The organism is Flavobacterium sp. AC274, assembly GCF_979258275.1.
Window position 1 is genome coordinate 1436145 of sequence record NZ_OZ409852.1, and the last position, 20612, is coordinate 1456756.

Consider the following 20612-nt stretch of genomic DNA (forward strand, 5'->3'; position numbering starts at 1 on the left):
TAATTTGATGGGAAATAAAGATATTAAAAATGATGAAATTTCATTAAAAGAATTATTAGTAAAGGCAAGAGAATGGTATGATTATTTACTATCACAGTGGAAAGTTATTGTATTGGCTGGAATTGTTGGAGCAGTTTTAGGACTAAGTATTGCAATAGTGAAAAAACCAGTTTATACAGCAACTTTATCTTTTGTTTTAGAAGAAGATAAATCAGGGGGTATGGGAGGAGCTTTAGGATTTGCTAGCTCGTTAGGATTGGATTTAGGAGGAAGTGGGGGTGGAATGTTTACAAGCTCTAACTTGACGGAATTATTTAAATCAAGATTGATGGTTGAGAAAACCTTATTGTCTCCAGTGACTAATAATGGCAAAATCATTTCATTTGCAGAAATGTATATTCAAGATAATAAGTGGAGAGAAAGTTGGAAAGATAAACCTAAATTAGCAAATATTGAGTTTTTGCCTAACACAGACAGAAAAAATTTTACAAGGGAAAATGATAGTATTTTAGGAGTTATAGGTAAAAATTTGACAGAAGGAGGGTTTTTAGTTTCCCAAAAAGATAAAAAGGCATCGATTATTGATATTGATGTTTATTCTACAAATGAATTTTTTGCAAAATACTTTTGTGAAGCATTAGCTAAAGAGATTTCAGATTTTTATATAGATACTAAAAGTAAAAAAGCTAGAATTAATATGGCAATTTTAGAACGTCAAGTTGATTCAATTAGGCGAGAACTTAATGGGGCTATTACAGGTGTAGCTGTGGCAAATGACAATACATTTAATTTAAATCCAGCTTTAAATGTTAGACGTACTCCTTCTTCACGAAAACAAGTAGATGTTCAAGCAAATACGGCAATTTTGACTGAACTAGTGAAACAATCTGAATTATCTAAAGTTAATTTGCGTAAAGAAACACCATTAATACAGATAATTGATAAACCTATTTTTCCTTTAAAAAAAGACAAAATTGGTAAAGCCAAGGGAATTATAATAGGTGGTTTAATTAGTGGTTTTTTAATTATTTTTATTTTGATAGTGAAACGTTTTTTTCAGTTAATTTCATAAGATAATTTCAATAGTGTAACAATTGTTAAAATTAGAAATTTGATAGTATTAGTTGACGATTAAATTGGTAACGACCTATTTGAACATTTTTTTTACTTTAACATATGAAATATAAAAACGAATAAAGGTTTAAGAAATAATAAAAATAAAAATTTTACAAAGTAATAATTTGAAAACTTATTTTAATATGGTTACAAAATATTCTTTATATACAATATATGTCATTAAAAACACAAGCTTTAAAAGGCTTTATTTGGTCATTTTTACAGCAATTTTCTACACAATTGACTACTTTTCTTGTTCAGATTATTCTAGCAAGAATTCTTCTGCCGGCTGAATTTGGGTTGATAGGAATGTTGACGGTATTTATTGGAATAGGGACGGCGTTATTTGAAGGCGGAATGACTACTTCATTAATCAGGGTATCAAAAACAGACTCTAAGGATTATTCAACTGTTTTTTTTCAATCTTGGTGTTAGTTTGTTGATATATGTTTTGTTTTTTTTTAGCACCTTATATAGCTCAGTTTTACAAACAACCAGTTCTTACTGATATTGCAAGAGTATATGGTCTTTCTTTTGTTTTTTTAGCTTTTGGTACTGTTCAGAATACTATATTAACAAAAGAGATGAAGTTCAGAAAACAAGCATTCATAACATTTCCAGCTTTGTTAATCGGGAGTTTAATGGGTGTTTTTTTTGCATATAATAATTATGGTGTTTGGTCATTAGTATATTCAATACTATTGACAAATTTATTAACATCTATATTTTTGTGGTTTTCTTCAGATTGGCGCCCACAGCTCATTTTTAATATTGATAGATTTAAACTTCATTTTCACTTTGGATATAAAATGACAATTTCTGGTCTTTTAGATACCATTTTTACAAATATTTATCAAATTATTATAGGAAGGCTTTATAATCCAGTAACAGTTGGTTATTATACAAGAGCAAATTCATTGATGATGTTGCCTGTAGGGAATGTTTCAGCTGCACTGAATAAAGTTGTTTTTCCTCTTTTTGCAAAAGTTCAAGATGATATTCCTGCTTTAAGAGCGGCTTATAAAAAGATAATGCTTATTGTCCTTTTTATTATTACTCCTATAATTGTTCTTATGGCTTTGTTAGCGAATGAACTTGTAGCTTTTTTATTTACTGAAAAATGGTTGTCTATTGTTCCAATATTTCGAATTATTTGTCTATCTGGAATTTTATACCCTCTCCATCTTTATAATTTGATGATCCTTCAGGTTAAGGGTAGGAGCGATTTATTTTTAAAATTGGAAATAATTAAAAAAATTGTGTTGATATTTATAATAGTTATTTCAATTTTATTCGGCTTTAACGGATTATTAGTTGGCTCTGTTATTGCTTCGATAATAGCACTTTTTATTAATACTTACTATGCCGGTTCTATTATTGATTATACAATGAAGCAGCAATTATTAGATATTCTTCCTGTCTTTGTTATTTCAAGTTGTATGGGATTATTGGTTTTTATAATTAATAATTATTTGACTGATTATGATAACATTTCACGACTTATTTTAAGTAGTATGACAGGAATAATAACATATGTGTTTTTAGCATTAATATTTAAATTTCAAACTATAAAAGATATTCGCAACATAATTTAAAAATATGATACCAGTTACTAGACCATTTTTACCCCCAGAAGAAGAATACCAGCAGTTTGTTAGTGGGATTTGGAAGAGGCAGTGGTTGACCAATATGGGGCCACTAGCCAGCGAACTTGAAATGAACCTTAAAGAGTATCTTAAGGTAGATTATTTACTATTTGTTACTAATGGAACTGTAGCATTACAAATGGCCATTAAAGCTCTTGATATTAAAGGAGAGATAATTACAACTCCTTTCTCATTTGTGGCAACAACTTCATGTATTGTTTGGGAAGGGTGCACGCCAGTTTTTGTCGATATAGATGAGAAAACATTAAATATTGATTCTTCAAAGATCGAGAATGCAATAACTGAAAAAACGGAAGCAATTCTGGCTACCCACGTTTATGGCAATCCTTGTGATGTGATTGCTATTGAACGTATTGCAAAAAAGCATAATTTAAAAGTAATTTATGATGGTGCTCATGCTTTTGGGGTGCAAATTAATGATAAGTCTATTTTTGAATATGGAGATATTACGACATGTTCTCTTCATGCCACCAAATTGTATCACTCAATTGAGGGGGGTTAATTATAACAAAATCCTCTGACTTACTTAAAAGACTTGCCTATATCCGTAATTTTGGAATTTCGGGTTTCGATACTTTTTCTGAATTAGGAATAAATGGTAAAAATTCAGAATTTCATGCAGCTATGGGTTTGGTTAATCTAAATTATATTAAAAAAATACATGAAAGTAGAAAATTATTAGTTTCGCGTTATGATGAAAAGTTGCAAACTCTAAAGGCTTATCGACCTATATGGCATAAAGATTCAGAACAAAATTTTGCATACTATTGTGTAGTCCTTGATAATGAAGAATTGTTGTTAAAAATTAAATCAACTTTAGATGGAAGTGAAATCTTTACAAGACGTTATTTTTACCCCTCTTTAGCTAGTGCTTTGCCATATCTTCAAAATAAAGATTTTATTGTGACTGATGATGTATCAAAACGAGTTTTATGTTTGCCATTGTACTATGATTTAACATTAGAAGAAGTAGATTTGATTTGTAGATTAATTTTAAGAGTTCAGAATAATTAAATTAGGATAAAATGATTAAGAATGTAATAGAATATTTTATTGAAACTGTAGAAAATAACAGTAATAAAACAGCTGTAATTGAAGGTGAAAAAAAATAACTTTCGCAGACTTAAGTTTAAAGTCGAAAATTTTAGCACAATATATAATTAAAACTGTTAATGATGTAAATAAACCAATTGCAGTTTTTCTTCCTAAAACAATAGAGAGTGTAATTTCTAATATTGCTATTACTTTCAGTGGGAATATCTATATGAATTTAGATGTTAAGACACCCATGGAAAGGATAAATAATATAATTTCTTTAATAGAGCCACAACTTGTTATCACAAATTCTACTTATGTAAAACAATTGGAAAGCTTAGGGCTGTCTCAGCAAATATTTAATATTGATAATATTAATTTTGATAGTATTATTGATGATAAATTAATAAAAAGATTAGCTGGATTGATTGATACGGATCCATATTGTATTATAAATACCTCGGGCTCTACAGGTACACCAAAAGGTGTAGTTCTAAACCATAAAAGTTTTGTCGATTTTACAGAATGGTCAATAGATACTTTTAAATTTTCAAATAATGAAATTATAGGATCTTTGTCTCCATTAGTTTTTGATATTTATAGTTATGAATTGTGTTTGTTGATGTCTAAAGCCAGTACTATAATATTGATACCAGATGGTTTGGCGGCATTTCCAATTAAAATTTTAGAGATCCTAGAGAGAGAGAGAATAACATTCCTTTTTTGGGTGCCAACAATCATGGTAAATATTGCCAATATGGCTTTATTAGAAAATATTAGTTTGCCTTCTTTAAAAACGGTTTGGTTTGCTGGTGAGGTATTTCCAACAAAACAGTTTAATTATTGGAAAAATAATTTAAAGGAATGTTTATTTGCTAATTTATATGGCCCTATTGAAATTACATTAGATTGTACTTATTTCATTGTAGACAGAGATATTCCAGATAATGAACCATTACCAATAGGTTTTGCTTGTAGGAATACTGATGTTCTTATACTTAATGATGAGGATGTATTAGTTGTAAAAGGAGAAGAAGGGGAATTGTGTGTGAGGGGAACTTCACTCGCAATGGGCTATTATAATAATCCTGAAAAAACATCATTAGCATTTGTTCAAAACCCTCTTAATAAGTCTTATCCGGAAATTATTTATAGAACAGGGGATATTGTCTCTATAAATAATAGAGATGAAATTATTTTTAAAGGCCGAAAAGATAGTCTTATTAAACATTTAGGATATAGAATAGAATTAGGGGAAATAGAGCATGTGATTGTTAACAAACTAAAAATTGCTAAAAATGGCTGTATCGTTTACAATGTAAATAAAAAAGAAATTACTCTTTTTTATGAAGCAAACCAAGAGATTCCTGTTGCTGATTTTAGGAAAGAACTTATTAAAGTACTCCCTAAATATATGATTCCTACAGTTTATATTTTTATGAAAGAATTGCCGAGAAATACTAACGGAAAAATAGATCGTCTTTTTCTGAAAAACAAGGTTAATTTATAATGAGGAAAGTAATTGATTTTAATGAAATTAATCAAGCCGTAGTTAGAATTAAAAATTATAAAAAAAACTAGTTACCAATTTTTATCCAAATACTGAAAAGAATAAAATTTGGATAGCTGAAGGTCAATTTTATATAATAGAACTTGGCGAAGTAATTTATTTTTTAAAAAAAAGACTAACTTCTATACAGTGTTTTTTATTGCATCTTCTAATGAAGAGTTAGCGAAATCACTCCCTAAATTAATGAAAGAATTTGGAGAGGAAAATTTAATCTTAGATATTGTTCAAAGAGAAGAAACTTCTGAATTATTAGATATATTTTATAATCAATCTTTCAATTATTACACTTCGCTTGTTAGGATGAATAGATTAAACAGTAGAAAAGATTTTTCACCTGTTGCAATCACTAATGTAAAGGATATACAAGATGCATCAATTAAACATATAACTTCTTTACATAATTTATTTCAAATATTTTTTGATGAAAAAGCAGAACAATTGCCAGAGGAAAAGGAATTGAGGAATTGGATTGAAAATAAAAATGTTTTAATTTATGAAGAAGAAAATAAAATTGGGGGGTTTTTAATTTACGAAATTATAGGAAGTACTTTATATCTAAGATATTGGTTTGTACATCCTGATTTTAGAGAAAAAAATAGGATCTAAACTTTTTAATATTTTTGAAAGTAGAGGTAGAGCTACAAATAGACATTTGTTTTGGGTAATAAAGAGCAATGAAAATGCAATAAAGAGATACAAACATTATGGTTTTGTTGAAGAAAAAATGTATAATTTTGTGCTCACAAATAAAATGATAAAATATGAATGATAAAATAATATCAATATTAAATGATATAAGACCAGAATTTGATTTTAGTGAACCAACTGAAAATTTTATTGAAGCAGGAATGTTAGATTCGTTTGACTTGGTAACTTTAGTGACAAGTTTAGATGAGACTTTTGGGATATCAATTGATGGAACAGATATATTGCCTGAAAATTTTTCTAATGTAGAAAGTATTTCCTGTTTGCTGAATAAATATGTTAAATAATGAATTTGTACTTTAAAGACAAAGAAATTACCGGAATGTTAGTGATAATGCCTTCAAATGAAATAAAGTTTGAGGATGAGATGGAAAACTATAATTTTTCTACCGCAAAATCACTGAAATTAAAGACCGCACTTGGTTTAAATAAAAGAAGAGTGGCTTCGGAAGGGGTTTGTGCGTCTGATTTAGCTATCAAAGGTCTTGATTTTCTTTTTTCTACAGGGAAGTTACAGAAAGAAGATATTGATGCACTTATTTTTGTGACTCAATCGCCTGATTATATAATGCCTCCAACAAGTAATATTATTCAAGGACATTTCAATCTAAAACAGGATATGATTTGTTTTGATATAAATCAAGGTTGTGCTGGTTTTATTATCGGACTAAATCAAGCTTTTATGTTATTGGAACAATCTTCTATCTCTAAGGTTGTTATGGTAAATGCTGATGTTTTGAGTACTAAAGTTTCAAAAAGAGATCGAAATAGTAATCCACTTATAGGAGACGCAGCTTCAATTACAATAATAGAAAAATCATCTGAGAAAACAGAGATTTTTGGAACAATAAAGATGGATGGAAAGGGTGCATTTTCTTTACAAATTCCAGCTGGTGGAGCCAAATTACCTATTTCTAATGAAACTGCAATTATGTCTGAAGATGCTAGTGGTAATTTTAGGAGTAAGGAAAATCTTGTAATGAAAGGGGATGATGTATTTAATTTTGTTCAAGCGGAAGTTCCGCCAATGATTGGATCTTTATTAGAAAATGCAAAAGTAAATAAGGATGATGTTGATTATTATATGTTCCATCAGCCCAATAAATTTATGCTCAATAAAGTTGCTGATAAGATAGGGATTAGTAGAGAAAAAATGCCTGCAAATGTAGTAGAGAATTTTGGGAATTCGAGCGGTGTAACGATTCCTGTAGTTACGTGCTTTAACATCGCAGAACAGATAAAAGAAAAACGTTTAAAAATTTGTTTCTCGGGATTTGGAGTTGGTTTGACATGGGCATCATTGCTTATGGATGTAGGGCCTTTGTCTTTTTGCGAAATAATAGAATATTAAAAAAATAAAACAAAAAAAATGGAAGATTTTTTAGAAAAAATGGCCGAATTATTTGAAGAGGATACTGTGCAATTAACAGATACTATTATTGATTTTGATGCATGGGATTCATTGACTAGTTTATCAATAATTGCTTATTCTGGAGAAGAATTTCAAAAGACTATTACAGCATCTCAAATCGTTGAAGCTAAGACTATAGGGGGGTTATATGAACTGTTAAAAAGTAACTAAATTTCTAACTAAAAGTGTATAATCCAATTTCATTAGCTGGTAAAAAGTATATTGTAACAGGTGCGTCGTCGGGAATTGGCAAGGCTACCAGTTTGCTATTGTCTAAATTAGGAGCTACATTAATTTTGATAGACCTAAATGATAAAGGACTAGTAGAGACTGCTGAAAGCTGTCTCAATGAGACGAAAATTTTAGTTGTCGATTTGCTTGATTCAGTTGATCTTAAGGCTAAAATTGTTAATGTTGTGTCAGAGATAGGAAAAATTAATGGTTTTATTCATTTGGCAGGAAGGCCATATTTGTCTCCTCTAAAATCTCTTAATGAAAAAGTATTGCTGGATGTTTTAAAAATTAATTCGATAGCAGGTTTGGAATTAGCCAAGATTTGTTCCAATAAATCTGTTTTTAGTGGAGAATCTGGAGCATTTATTTTTATATCATCTGTTTATGGATGTGTGGGTTCTGCAGCAAATGTGGGATATGCAATGTCTAAATCAGCTTTGCATGGAATAACTAAGTCGCTCGCAATTGAGCTTGCCCCTAAAAGAATTAGAGTAAATTGTATCGCGCCAGGGTTTGTGAAAACAAATATGTTAGATTCAATTAGTGGTTCTTTTAGTTCTGAACATGATGAGGTAATTAATAAGTTACATCCGTTAGGACTTGGTGATGCAGAAGATATTGCCAACTCTATTGCTTTTCTAGTGTCAGATATGGCAAAATGGATTACAGGTTCGATTATAAATGTTGATGGTGGGTTTACAGCACAATAGGAATATGGAAAAAAAACAATTTGTTTTGGTAACGGGAGCTACATCTGGTATAGGAAAAGAAATAGCAATTCAGTTGTCTAATGATTACAATATAGTTCTGCACGGAAGAAATTCAGAAAAATTAAATGAGGTTGAAAGTCTATGCAGCAAGAAAGAAAGTACTTTAATATGGTCTTGTAACTTAGAAGAAATTGAGGAAGTAGAGTATTCATTGAGCCAATTTTTGTCTGGTAACGATATCGAAATTATAAAATTTGTCCATTGTGCAGGAATTATGAAAATGGCACCTTTGAAAATGTCAAATTTAAATATTTTGAAACAGACATTTAATGTAAATGTCTTTGCGCCAAATTTAATTTCTAAAACTCTTATAAATAAGAAAATAAATAATGGTTCTCTAAAAAGTGTTGTTTTTATATCAAGTAATATCAGTAATCATGGGGCAAAAGCAATGAGCGCTTATGGATCATCAAAATCAGCTCTCGATGGTTTAATGCGGTCCTTGGCCATAGAGTTAGCGCCTAAAGTTCGTGTTAATTCGGTACTACCAGGTGCTGTCGAAACTGAAATGACGAGGGATATTTTAGGAAATCAGGAATTGAAGCAAAGAATGTTAGCTTCTTATCCTTTGGGTATAGGTGTGCCAAATGATATCTGTCAGGCTGTTTCATTCTTGCTCTCTGAAAATTCAAGATGGATAACGGGACAACAGATTACAGTCGATGGCGGAAGAACCATTAACATTACAGGATAAGGTGGAAATATCAGTTAAAATAATTCAGAATCAACCGATAGATTCGAATTGTTTTGTTGTTTATAATGTTTTGAATTCTAACTGCATTGTAATTGATCCAGGAACAGAAGACTGTAATGAATTATTATTTTTCTTAAAAGAAAGTAATCTTATGCCAGAATATATAATATTAACTCATGAACATTTTGATCACATTTGGGGAGTTAATAAATTGTTGGCACTTTTTGATTGTACAATAGTAGGCACGGAAATATGCTTAGAAAATATAATTGATAAAAAGAAAAATTTGTCCATATTTTATAATCAAAGAGGATTTGAAGTTGCTCTAACCGATAAAATAATAATAATTTCGGATGAGGTTTTAAAACTAGGTAATTTTTTGATACAATTTAAGGAAACTCCTGGTCACTCAATGGGTTCTGTTTCTTTTTGGATAAATGAAATACTCTTTACAGGAGATGTATTTATAAAAGATACTAAAACTGTTACTAAATTACCAGGAGGTAGTAGAAAAAAACTTAATGATACAATTTCTGAATTAGATAAATTATTTAATAAGGAAAGCATGATTGTTTATCCGGGTCATGGGGAGATATTTCTTTTTAATGATGTTGATTTTAGTAAAATTATATGAAAAAAATTGTAATTATAGGAACCGGAGCGGTTGCTGCGGAGCTAACTTCATATGTAGAAGATAATAACAGACATGTTGATTCCCAGTTTCAAATAGACTTGTTAGGTTATATCGACCACGACTATAATATTGAAAAATATTGGAAAAAATATAAATTGCAAAAACCGGTTCTAGGAGATATCGATAGCTACAAATTTGAAAAAGAAATTGAAGTTTTAATAGGTATATCGGATATTCAATTTAGAAATGAAATTATTTCTAAATTGAAAATGAAAGAGGTTATTATTTGTCAGTTTATACATTATTCAGTAATTATGCCTGATACTATTGAATTAGGGACGGGTAATATTATTTATCCGTTTTGTATTATTGGTCCAAATACAAAAATAGGAGACTTCAATATGATAACATCTTATAGTTTCATAAGCCATGATTGTATTATTGGGAATGGTAATTTTTTCTCTACAGCTGGTATAGCTGGTAGAGTTTCAATTGGGGATAATAATTTTTTCGGTATTAGATCTACAGTGATACCTCATGTTATGATAGGACACAACAACTTGATACAAGCAGGGATGATAGTAGATAAATCTATTAAAGATGATTCTACTATTTTTTATAGATATAAAGAAAGCATAATAGCGATTCCAAAATAGAATGCAAAAAGAGAATATACCGCTACTAAGTATTATCTGTACATCATACAATCACGAAAAATATATTAAAGAATGTTTGGATGGTTTGTTAATACAACAAACTGACTTTTTGTTTGAGATAATTGTTCATGATGATGCCTCTACCGATGATACAGCGAAAATAATTAGGGAATATGAATTAAAATTTCCTAATTTATTTAACAATGTTTATCAAATTGAAAATCATTTTACAAAGCCTGATGTAAATATTTGGTTAGATATAGTATTTCCTTTGGCTAGGGGTAAATACATAGCCATTTGTGAAGGAGATGACTATTGGACTGATCCTTTAAAACTGCAAAAACAATTTGATTTCTTAGAGGCAAATTTAGATTTTGGATTAGTATATACTGACTCCCTTGTGTATTATCAACTTACAAATGAATTGAATGTATTAGATAAACCAAAGAATAAACAAGATTGTTTTTTTAAAGATTTAATTTTTGGCGCCTCCAATATTTATACTTTGACAGTTTGCTTTAAGAGGGAGTATTTAAAAGCTTACGTTAGTGAAATTAGGCCATATTCTAAAGGATGGTTGCTAGGAGATTTACCTTTGTGGTTATTTATTGCGACAAAGACAAAAGCACATTACATAGACGAGGCAACAACTGTGTATAGAGTTTTAGAAGAATCGGCCTCAAATACTAAAAATCTAGACAAACATCTTGATTTTAAGAAAAGTGTTTTTCAAATTAAATTGTTTTTTTAAAAAAATATTATAAAGAAGATCTAAAAACAAAGAAACGAATTATTTCTATTTATTTATATGAACAATTAGTTTGGAATATTTTATTTAAAGGTAGTTTAAGACAATTTTTAATTTTCCTTTATCAGTTTTATTTGGGAAATAATAATTTAAAACTTTTTGTCGGTTCTTTTTATCAAATTCTAAAAAAAATTAAATCACAAGTTATTGAACGTAAATCATGTTTTTTGTCTAAATAAAATTGAATAGTTAATTGTTATAGATCGAAAAGATGTTCTTTACCTAGCTAACTCACATATTTATTAGAATTCGCTTGATCCAGATTTTAAATTTTAGAAGTCCATAAAATTCAATGAAACTTAATTTTATATTGCCCTTTTTTGCGCCGACACCTGGAGGAGGGGTGAAAATAATGTATGAATATGCTAATCGAATGTCTTTGATAGGGCATGATGTTGTTGTTTACCATAATCAGAATACACCATATTTTTCTTATCCAAAATCAAGACCATTATGGTTAAGAAAAGTTATTTCATTTATTAAATATAATAATCATCCAAAACCTAATTGGTTTATATTTGATGATAAAGTTAAATTTAGATTTATAGATGTGATGACTAATAATTCTATTAGAGATGCTGATGCTACTATAACAACTTGGTGGTCTTTAGTAGAACCATTAAAAAGTTTATCAGTTTCAAAAGGTAAAAAAGTAAATTTAATACAAGGATATGAAATTTGGGATGGTAATGAAGATTTAGTTCATAAATCATATAATTATCAAAACATAACGAACCTAGTTATTTCTGATTTTTTATATAATAAGGTTAAGAAATATAATTCAATTTCTGAGCCCATTTTAACTAATCTTGCTATTGATACAAAATTATTTAACGTTACAAATGATGTCCAAAATAGAAAACCTTTAAGTATCTGTATGATGTATGGGGAGAATGATAATGTAAAAGGTACGGTTTATGGTTTAGAAGCATTTGAAAAATTGAAAAGAGTGTTTCCAGAATTAGAAGTAGAATTATTTGGAGTAAATAAGAGGGCAGAACGAATTCCTTCATGGATAAAATACAATTCTAATCCAAAAAACGTAAGTTTGATATATAATAGAAATGCAATTTTTTTATCTCCAAGTATTACTGAGGGATGGGCGCTACCTCCAGCTGAAGCTATGGCTTGTGGATGTGTAGTGATTTCTACAAATATTCCCGGTCACAAGCACGTTAATAACTACAGTGATGCGATTACTATTATTCCTAAGGATGTTGATGATATAGTAGAAAAAATAAAATTTTTGCTAAATGATAATGATCTAAGAATTGAATTAGCAAAAAAATCAAAAGAATTTGTTGCACAGTATTGTTGGGAATTTGTTCTTGATAAATTTATTAATTTAGTTAAGAGTTAATATGGATGTATCAATAATAATTGTAAATTATAATACAAAAGATTTATTAGTAAATTGTATTAATTCCATATATAAACAAACTAAAGATATTGTTTTTGAAATAGTAGTAGTAGATAATAATTCAACAGATGGCTCAGAGAAAACTATCAAAGAAAAATTTCCCAAGGTAGTTTTTGTACAAAGTGGTGGTAATATCGGATTTGGTAAAGCAAATAATTTAGGTGTTGAGAAAGCAAATGGAGAATATATTTTTTTATTAAATTCAGATACGATTTTATTAAATAATGCGATTCTTTATTTTTTAAATTTTGCAAGAACTAATAAAAACTTAAGTATTGGTTGCTTAGGCACTGTTTTACTGGATGAAGATAGAAAAACTATTCATTCTTCTGAAAGTTTTCCCTCAAAGAGAAGAATAATTTTTGAAGTAGTTAATAATTATTTGAAACATTTTTTCAAATCTCCTTTTAAAAAAGAGAAACGAGAATTTGAGAAATCTAATTATTTTGAAGTTGATTATATAACAGGTGCTGATTTGTTTTTATCTAGGAAATTGTTTAAAAGCCTAAAAGGATTTGATCCAATGTTTTTTATGTACTATGAAGAAACAGATTTACAAAAACAAATTAGCAAATTAGGGTTAAAAAGGCTTTTAGTCAAAGGAGCTGAAATAATTCATCTAGAAGGAGGTAGTAATACTGATGATAGTTTCTCTGCCAAAAGGAGAATTATGATTACGGTTAGTTTATTTAAGTATTTGAAGAAAAATTCATTTATTCTAAATTATTATATTTTTAGATTGGTCTTTTTTATTATAAGACTTCCTATATTACTTGATTCAAGGATTACACATAAAGAAAGACGAGAATATGTTTATTCATTATTGAAATAAAACAAAATGATAGATAAAGATATTGTAGTGGCTATTTTAGCTAGAGATTGTGAAAAATCATTAATAGGAAATATAAAATTAGTAGAAGAACTAAGAAGCTATTTTAGATGGTCACAAATTGTCGTTGTTGAAAATGATAGTAAGGATAATACGAAGGCTTTATTATTTAATTGGGAACAAAGTAAATCAGGGGTAAAAATAATTTCTTACGATTATAATAGTTTGACTATTCCTAATAAAACATCAAATAATATTAAACCTTTAGTAAGTTTTTTTAGAATTGAAAAAATGGCAAAATATAGGAATATCTATATTAATTATATAAAAAAAATCAATCATAATATTGACAATCTTATCGTAATAGATATAGATGTTGAATCTTTTTCTGTTGAAGGAGTTGTAGATTCTATTTTAAAATGCGATGAAAAATGTGGTGCTATTTTTGCTTATGGAATAACTGTTAAAAAAATATTTAATAAAGTTTATTCTAAAATATTTTATGATCTTTTTGCAGTTCAAGAATACTCTATGGGAAATATACCGTTATTTGAATCAGGAAATTCCCGAGATATTTTAAGAAGTATTAGTGCAAATTTAAGACAAAAAGAAGTTTTTTATAAAGTTATTTCTGCTTTTGGAGGCGTAGCAGTTTATAATTATAGGGCAGTTTGTGCTTTAGAATATAAAGTTGTTCTAAATACTTTTGATAAGAATGAAGCTATATGTGAGCACATTCCATTCAACGCAGAAATTGTTAATTTAGGATATTCTAATTATATTTCAAAAAAAATGGAGGTTATCTATGGGCAGCATTCTTTTATTGAAATAATTAAATACGTTATACCAAGAAATATTTTTAATATTTTGTTTAAAATATTTGGAAAACAATATTAGACATTAAATTGAAATGCCCATTAGAAAACACTTTTTCTTTGGATTAGATAATTTTGTAGTTAATAAGTACTATGCAGTTAATTAATAATTTGTTTGGGGTTATAAAGAAAAAATGATATTATATTTTTTAATTTTTACTGTATTAGCTATTTTTTCAGGATTTGAAATTTATGGACTTAGACAGTTAGAAAACAAGTTTTTTTTGTTTTTCTAAGTTTATTCTTATTCTTGCTTTCATTTATAAGATGGAAAACAGGAACAGATTGGGAAGCTTATAATGTTTTTTTGAATCTTCAATTGAATGGAATTTAGAAAGCGAGTTTGAATGGGGTTTTGCGAGAATAAATGAATTTGCAAAAATCATCTTTGATAATTATACAATATTGCTTTTTTATCAGCAATAATTCTATTTGCATTTCAGAGTAGCGCAATTTTAAAATTTAGTCCTTATCCAGTAACTTCTCTTTTATTTCTTTGGAGTACATCATTTGGAAATATTTTTTTTGTAAGACAATCTATAGCTACAGTAATATTGTTTTTTTCGATAAGATATATTCAGGAGAGAAAATTGTTAAAATTCTTGTCAATGTTATCTTTAGCAATGTTATTTCATAGAACATCACTGATTTTTATTATTGCATGGTGGGTTTATCCTCTGAAAATACGTCCAATTATAATGATTTCTAGTATTGCACTTAGTTTAATGCTGACGGTTTTTCTATCAAATTTAATGCTTAGTTTAGGATCAGTTTTTGGAGGAATGGCTCAAAGTAAAATACAATTTTATATCGAAAATGGCGAAGATGCTTTTGGTGTTGAAATTCCTATGGCACAAATAATTTTTAAAGGATTCGTTAATAAAATTTTCATATTTATATTATCATTGTATTTTCTTTTTCTGCTTGAAAAAAGAGGCGTCGAATTTAGGGGATATTTAAATTTATATTGGGTTGGGATTTTAATTTATTTCAGTACTATATCTATTTCCGTAGCTCTAGTTAGATTGTCTTTTGCATATGATATGGCCTCTATAGTAATAGTACCCGTAGTATTAAATAATATAAGAAAGAAGGATTTGAGATTTTTTTATTTTCTATCTTTATTGTATATTTTCTAATGAGGTTATACGTAACGATAAATGGCGTTAGTTATGACTCGTACGTTCCCTTTAAAACCATTTTTAGTTAATTTTGTCTTAATAAAAATATTCAATTTAGAGCATCTATATTTTAGTTAATGTTTTTGAAAATATAAGGAGAGAAATTAAAAATTTAATAAAGAATTAATTTACATTCAAATGTAAATTAATTCTTTATTAATAAAAACTACACTGTATAATATGAATATAATACTTGATAATATAGTCTTTTCATTGCAGAAATCAGGAGGGATCTCTGTATATTGGTATGAAATTATTGATAAAGTTTTAAAACAGAAAAAAATCAATTCTTTATTTATTGAAGAAAACAATAAAATTGAAAATATTTTTAGAAAATGTTTAGATATTAACCCTAATAGTTTTATTAATGATAAGGTTTATATTAGGAAGTTTTTTTCAAGATATCGCGAAATAGATTTGAAAGTGCAAAATGGTAAATTTATTTTTCATTCATCTTACTATAGGGTAGTAAGTAAAAAAGTTAAAGAAAATAATTATGTAAAACAAATAGTCACCGTCCATGATTTTACATACGAACATTTTGCTAGTGGACTAAAAAAATGGATACACTCCTCACAAAAAAGAAAAGCTATAGATGCGGCTGATATTGTATTGTGTGTATCTGAAAACACAAAAAAGGATTTGCTTTACTTCTTTCCAGAGTTTTCAACAAAAAAAATTAAAGTTGTATACAACGGTGTTTCCCCTGATTATTACAAAATTTCAGAACTTAAAATCCAAGATGATGAATCTCCATATTTTCTTTTTGTTGGCTCAAGAGCTACATATAAAAATTTTGATTTTTGTGTAAAAGCAGTATCTCAAATGGAGATGAGATATAAACTTAAGATCGTAGGAGCTAAATTAAATAAAGAAGAGTTGAGTATGTTAAATAATTTGTTGAAAGATAGATGGGAGTTAATGGTGAATGTTGAAAATAAAAAGTTAAATGAATTATATAACAGTGCTTATATATTGATTTATCCGTCATCTTACGAAGGGTTCGGCATTCCTTTGTTAGAAGCAATGAAAGCTGGTTGCCCTTTTATTGCTTTAAATGCATCATCTATTTCTGAAGTTTGCCAGGATGCGGGTGTTTTGATAGATAATCTTGAAATTTCTTCTTTTAATCAAGCTGTTGTGAAAATTGAAAAAAATAGAAGTGAAATAATAAAAAAAGGTTTCGCAAGAGGAAATGAGTTTTCTTGGGAGAAATGTTATGAAGAAACTTTAGATGTATATGAAAATTTGTACAAATAATGAAGATATCAATAATTACAGTCTGCTATAATAGTGCAATGACTATTGAAAAGACGATTCTTTCAGTTGCAAATCAAACGTATAAACATATAGAATATATTATAGTTGATGGTAAATCAAAAGATGCTACGCTATTCATTATTAAAAAGCATGAAGATAAAATTTGTAAATGGGTTTCAGAATCTGACAATGGTCTATATGATGCTATGAATAAAGGAATAAATTTAGCAACAGGTGATTTAATAGGAATTCTTAACTCCGATGATACTTTCGCTTCAAATACTATAATAGAGGAATTAGTTGATTTTCATACTAAATATGACGTAGATGCTTCTGTTGGAGATATTAGTCAACATACCAAGACAGGTAAAAGTTTAAGATTATATTCATCTAAGTATTGGAGTCCTCAAAAACTTAGAATTGGCTTTATGCCTCCGCATCCTTCTATCTTTTTTAAAAAGTATCTTTTTGATAAATTCGGAGTTTATCATTTAGATTTTAAAATCGGTGCAGACTATGAATTGATCACTAGGTTTTTTTAAAACATAAAATAAGTTGGAAATATTCTAGCATAACAACTACTGAAATGTTGGTTGGAGGTTTGAGCAGTTCAGGAGCTTCATCTTATAAGTTAATTACCAAAGAAATTAAAAAAGCACTCAAAATGAATGGAATTGCATTTTCTCCGCTTAAAATTAGAATGAGATTTATGTGGAAAATAATAGGTTTTTTGCGTAAATGAAAATAATAATTACTGGAGCTTCAGGTTTTGTTGGATTAAATCTTAATAAGTACCTTAATAAAATTCATCAAATAGATACTTTAAGTGTAAGGTATCATAAAGGGCAATATTTTAATATAATTTGTGATGCGGTAATCCATCTTGCCGGTAAAGCCCATGACTTAAAAAAAGTTTCAAATGCCAAAGATTATTATGATGCTAATTTTGAATTAACAAAACAATTATTTAATGCTTTTTTAGAATCGGATGCTAAAATTTTCATATTTATGAGTACTGTAAAAGCAGTTGCAGATCAAGTTGAAGAAGTTTTAACAGAAGATAAAATAGAAAACCCTAAAACACATTATGGAATTGCCAAACTGCAAGCGGAAAAATATATTTTAAGCAAAGAATTACCTGCGTGGAAAAAAGTTTACATTCTAAGACCGTGCATGATTCATGGTCCAGGGAATAAAGGAAATTTAAATCTTTTATATCGATTAGTGTCTAAAGGCTTACCTTGGCCTTTAGGTGCCTTCAAAAATCGACGTTCGTTTTTAAGTATTGAAAATCTTTGTTTTGTTATTAAGGAATTATTAGAAAACGAAAAAATTTCTTCAGGAATTTATCAAGTAGCTGATGATGGAACTTTATCAACAAATGAGTTAATTAAACTTTTAGGAGCAAGTTTAGGGAGGAAAAACTTGATATGGAATATTAACTCATCCTTTATAAAATTTCTTGCAAAACTGGGAGATTATTCAAGTTTGCCCCTAAACTCAGAACGCTTGAAGAAATTAACAGATAACTATGTGGTAAGCAATAGCAAAATAATTAAAGCTATAGGTAAATCATTACCGATATCAGCTGAAACGGGCCTAATAAAAACATTTGAATCTTTTAAGGAAAATAAATAAAATAAAAATGAAAATTGCACTTATAACTGGAATCACAGGACAAGATGGATCATATTTGGCAGAATTATTATTAGAGAAAGGTTATATGGTTCATGGAGTTAAAAGAAGGGCTTCTTCTTTTAATACACAGCGTATTGATCATATATATCAGGATCAACACGAAGTGCATGTGAATTTTAAGTTGCATTATGGAGATTTGACAGATTCTACTAATATCATTCGAATTATTCAAGAAGTTCAGCCTGATGAAATCTATAATTTAGGAGCCATGAGTCATGTGAAAGTTTCTTTTGACTCTCCGGAATATGTTGCAAATGTTGATGGTATTGGGACACTAAGAATTCTGGAAGCAGTACGAATTTTAGGATTAGACAAGAAAACACGCATTTATCAGGCATCGACCTCTGAATTATATGGTGGTTTGGCTGAGAATAAAAATGCAAAAGGATTTTATGATGAGCATTCACCATTTTATCCACGTTCACCTTATGGAGCAGCAAAAATTTATGGTTTTTGGATTACCAAAAATTATCGTGAAGCCTATGGAATGTTTGCTTGTAATGGAATTTTGTTTAACCACGAATCACCACGAAGAGGGGAAACATTTGTGACTCGTAAAATTACAATGGCAACTGCTGCTATTGCTTTAGGAGAACAAGATTGCTTATACTTAGGAAATTTAGATGCACAGCGTGACTGGGGACATGCCAAAGATTACGTAGAAGCAATGTGGAGAATCTTGCAGCAGGAAGTTGCTGAGGATTATGTAATAGCAATGGGAGAGACTACTTACGTGCGTGATTTTGTTAAAATGTCATTTGCAGAAGTAGGAGTAGAAATTGAATTTAGAGGAGAAGGAGTAGATGAAAAAGGATATGTAGCTTCTTGTAGTAATCCTGCATATATACTTGAGATTGGTAAACAAATTATTGCTGTTGACCCACAATATTTCCGTCCAACAGAAGTAGACTTGCTTATTGGAGATCCAACAAAATCGAAGACACAATTAGGATGGGTGCCTAAATATGATTTGGAAGGATTAGTGAAAGAAATGATGGCATCAGATATTCAGAATGTTAAAAAAGAAAAGATGCTAAAAGAAGTAAGATCGATTATTAAATATTAATTTAGATAAATCAGGATTATTTTATTCTTGAATTAGAAATAAGCATTATGAATTTAAATGATAAAATATACATAGCTGGACACCGAGGAATGGTAGGTTCGGCTATTTTACGTCAATTAAAAGCCAAAGGTTTTACCAATTTTATTTTAAAAACTTCTTTAGAGCTTGATCTTAGAAATCAACAAGCTGTAGCTGATTTTTTTCAAAGTGAAAAACCAGATTATGTCTTTTTAGCTGCAGCAAAAGTTGGAGGAATTATTGCTAATAATACTTATAGAGGAGATTTTATTTACGAAAACTTGATGATTCAAAATAATGTTATTCATCAATCGTATATAAACAAAGTAAAAAAATTAATGTTTTTGGGCTCTTCTTGTATATACCCTAAAATGGCGCCACAGCCATTAAAAGAAGAATATATGCTAACTGGAGAATTAGAGACAACAAATGAACCTTACGCAATTGCAAAAATTGCTGGAATTAAAATGTGTGATGCATATAGAGATCAGTTTGGTTGTAATTTTATTTCAGTTATGCCTACTAATTTATATGGCCCCAATGACAATTACGATCTAAAGAATTCTCATGTATTGCCAGCGATGTTAAGAAAATTTATCACAGCTAAACATAATGGAGATGCTTCCGTAACTATTTGGGGGACCGGTAATCCAAAACGTGAGTTTTTACATGCTGATGATCTTGCAGAGGCTTGTGTATTTTTAATGGAGAACTATAATGAGTCAGGATTAGTTAATATTGGAGTTGGTGAAGATATTTCAATTTTAGATTTGGCAATTTTGGTTAAAAAAATAGTTAGTTTTGAAGGAGAAATTTTGACTGATACCACTAAGCCAGATGGTACTCCACGTAAATTAATGGATGTTTCAAAATTAAGCAGTTTTGGTTGGAAGGCAAAAACTACTCTTGAAGAGGGAATTCAGAAAGTGTATGATGAAATAAAAAATACTAATTGGGAATAATTT

23 protein-coding genes and 1 pseudogene are annotated in these 20612 nt (G+C 28.9%); all 24 read left to right on the forward strand.

Features of this window, described 5'->3' with window-relative positions; genetic code table 11:
• Positions 1 to 7: 7 nt before the first annotated feature.
• The 24 genes and pseudogenes from ACZZZT_RS06535 (at position 8) to ACZZZT_RS06650 (ending at position 20609) form a co-directional block, all read left to right on the forward strand.
• On the forward strand, positions 8 to 1072 hold the full coding sequence (locus ACZZZT_RS06535) for a lipopolysaccharide biosynthesis protein (protein ID WP_463459809.1): 1065 nt from the start codon (positions 8 to 10) through the stop codon (positions 1070 to 1072).
• Positions 1073 to 1290: 218 nt separating this feature from the next.
• Positions 1291 to 1551, forward strand: coding sequence for an oligosaccharide flippase family protein (locus ACZZZT_RS06540; protein WP_463459810.1), 261 nt, complete (start codon positions 1291 to 1293; stop codon positions 1549 to 1551).
• An 11-nt stretch (positions 1552 to 1562) separates the two neighbouring features.
• Positions 1563 to 2711, forward strand: a complete 1149-nt coding sequence (locus tag ACZZZT_RS06545) for a lipopolysaccharide biosynthesis protein (protein WP_463459811.1) — start codon at positions 1563 to 1565, stop codon at positions 2709 to 2711.
• Between the two features lie 4 nt (positions 2712 to 2715).
• A pseudogene (locus ACZZZT_RS06550) lies at positions 2716 to 3797 on the forward strand (DegT/DnrJ/EryC1/StrS family aminotransferase).
• Positions 3798 to 3942: 145 nt separating this feature from the next.
• Positions 3943 to 5328: an AMP-binding protein gene (locus ACZZZT_RS06555; protein WP_463462388.1), complete on the forward strand. Its 1386-nt coding sequence runs from the start codon at positions 3943 to 3945 to the stop codon at positions 5326 to 5328.
• Between the two features lie 243 nt (positions 5329 to 5571).
• Positions 5572 to 5994, forward strand: a complete 423-nt coding sequence (locus ACZZZT_RS06560; RefSeq protein WP_463459812.1) for a hypothetical protein — start codon at positions 5572 to 5574, stop codon at positions 5992 to 5994.
• 155 nt (positions 5995 to 6149) lie between these two features.
• On the forward strand, positions 6150 to 6380 hold the full coding sequence (locus ACZZZT_RS06565; RefSeq protein ID WP_463459813.1) for a phosphopantetheine-binding protein: 231 nt from the start codon (positions 6150 to 6152) through the stop codon (positions 6378 to 6380).
• On the forward strand, positions 6380 to 7444 hold the full coding sequence (locus ACZZZT_RS06570; RefSeq protein ID WP_463459814.1) for a 3-oxoacyl-ACP synthase III family protein: 1065 nt from the start codon (positions 6380 to 6382) through the stop codon (positions 7442 to 7444). The genes ACZZZT_RS06565 and ACZZZT_RS06570 overlap by 1 nt, the downstream gene beginning before the upstream one ends.
• An 18-nt stretch (positions 7445 to 7462) precedes the next feature.
• On the forward strand, positions 7463 to 7675 hold the full coding sequence (locus ACZZZT_RS06575) for a phosphopantetheine-binding protein (protein WP_463459815.1): 213 nt from the start codon (positions 7463 to 7465) through the stop codon (positions 7673 to 7675).
• Positions 7676 to 7689: 14 nt separating this feature from the next.
• The gene (locus ACZZZT_RS06580) at positions 7690 to 8448 is read left to right on the forward strand and encodes an SDR family NAD(P)-dependent oxidoreductase (RefSeq protein WP_463459816.1); all 759 of its coding nucleotides are present in this window, start codon (positions 7690 to 7692) and stop codon (positions 8446 to 8448) included.
• A gap of 4 nt (positions 8449 to 8452) precedes the next feature.
• Positions 8453 to 9202: an SDR family NAD(P)-dependent oxidoreductase gene (locus tag ACZZZT_RS06585; protein WP_463459817.1), complete on the forward strand. Its 750-nt coding sequence runs from the start codon at positions 8453 to 8455 to the stop codon at positions 9200 to 9202.
• Entirely contained in the window at positions 9171 to 9836 is a 666-nt protein-coding gene (locus tag ACZZZT_RS06590) for an MBL fold metallo-hydrolase (protein ID WP_463459818.1), read from the forward strand. The genes ACZZZT_RS06585 and ACZZZT_RS06590 overlap by 32 nt, the downstream gene beginning before the upstream one ends.
• Positions 9833 to 10492: an LbetaH domain-containing protein gene (locus tag ACZZZT_RS06595; RefSeq protein ID WP_463459819.1), complete on the forward strand. Its 660-nt coding sequence runs from the start codon at positions 9833 to 9835 to the stop codon at positions 10490 to 10492. The genes ACZZZT_RS06590 and ACZZZT_RS06595 overlap by 4 nt, the downstream gene beginning before the upstream one ends.
• 1 nt (position 10493) lies before the next feature.
• Positions 10494 to 11243, forward strand: coding sequence for a glycosyltransferase family 2 protein (locus tag ACZZZT_RS06600; protein ID WP_463459820.1), 750 nt, complete (start codon positions 10494 to 10496; stop codon positions 11241 to 11243).
• 349 nt (positions 11244 to 11592) lie between these two features.
• On the forward strand, positions 11593 to 12660 hold the full coding sequence (locus ACZZZT_RS06605; RefSeq protein WP_463459821.1) for a glycosyltransferase family 4 protein: 1068 nt from the start codon (positions 11593 to 11595) through the stop codon (positions 12658 to 12660).
• Position 12661: 1 nt separating this feature from the next.
• Positions 12662 to 13552, forward strand: coding sequence for a glycosyltransferase family 2 protein (locus ACZZZT_RS06610; RefSeq protein WP_463459822.1), 891 nt, complete (start codon positions 12662 to 12664; stop codon positions 13550 to 13552).
• Between the two features lie 6 nt (positions 13553 to 13558).
• Positions 13559 to 14446 carry a hypothetical protein gene (locus tag ACZZZT_RS06615; protein WP_463459823.1) on the forward strand — a complete coding sequence of 296 codons (888 nt, stop codon included), beginning with the start codon at positions 13559 to 13561 and terminating at the stop codon, positions 14444 to 14446.
• A 382-nt stretch (positions 14447 to 14828) separates the two neighbouring features.
• Positions 14829 to 15563 carry an EpsG family protein gene (locus ACZZZT_RS06620; RefSeq protein WP_463462389.1) on the forward strand — a complete coding sequence of 245 codons (735 nt, stop codon included), beginning with the start codon at positions 14829 to 14831 and terminating at the stop codon, positions 15561 to 15563.
• Positions 15564 to 15785: 222 nt separating this feature from the next.
• Positions 15786 to 16865: a glycosyltransferase family 4 protein gene (locus ACZZZT_RS06625; RefSeq protein WP_463459824.1), complete on the forward strand. Its 1080-nt coding sequence runs from the start codon at positions 15786 to 15788 to the stop codon at positions 16863 to 16865.
• A complete protein-coding gene (locus tag ACZZZT_RS06630) occupies positions 16865 to 17407 on the forward strand; it encodes a glycosyltransferase family 2 protein (RefSeq protein WP_463459825.1) in 543 nt (180 codons plus the stop codon). Before ACZZZT_RS06625 ends, ACZZZT_RS06630 begins: the two co-directional genes overlap by 1 nt.
• Positions 17408 to 17451: 44 nt before the next feature.
• A complete protein-coding gene (locus ACZZZT_RS06635; protein ID WP_463459826.1) occupies positions 17452 to 17607 on the forward strand; it encodes a hypothetical protein in 156 nt (51 codons plus the stop codon).
• Positions 17604 to 18503: an NAD-dependent epimerase/dehydratase family protein gene (locus tag ACZZZT_RS06640; protein WP_463459827.1), complete on the forward strand. Its 900-nt coding sequence runs from the start codon at positions 17604 to 17606 to the stop codon at positions 18501 to 18503. Before ACZZZT_RS06635 ends, ACZZZT_RS06640 begins: the two co-directional genes overlap by 4 nt.
• 7 nt (positions 18504 to 18510) lie before the next feature.
• A complete protein-coding gene (gene gmd, locus ACZZZT_RS06645) occupies positions 18511 to 19629 on the forward strand; it encodes a GDP-mannose 4,6-dehydratase (RefSeq protein ID WP_463459828.1) in 1119 nt (372 codons plus the stop codon).
• 47 nt (positions 19630 to 19676) lie between these two features.
• Entirely contained in the window at positions 19677 to 20609 is a 933-nt protein-coding gene (locus tag ACZZZT_RS06650; protein WP_073395897.1) for a GDP-L-fucose synthase family protein, read from the forward strand.
• Positions 20610 to 20612 lie beyond the last annotated feature (3 nt).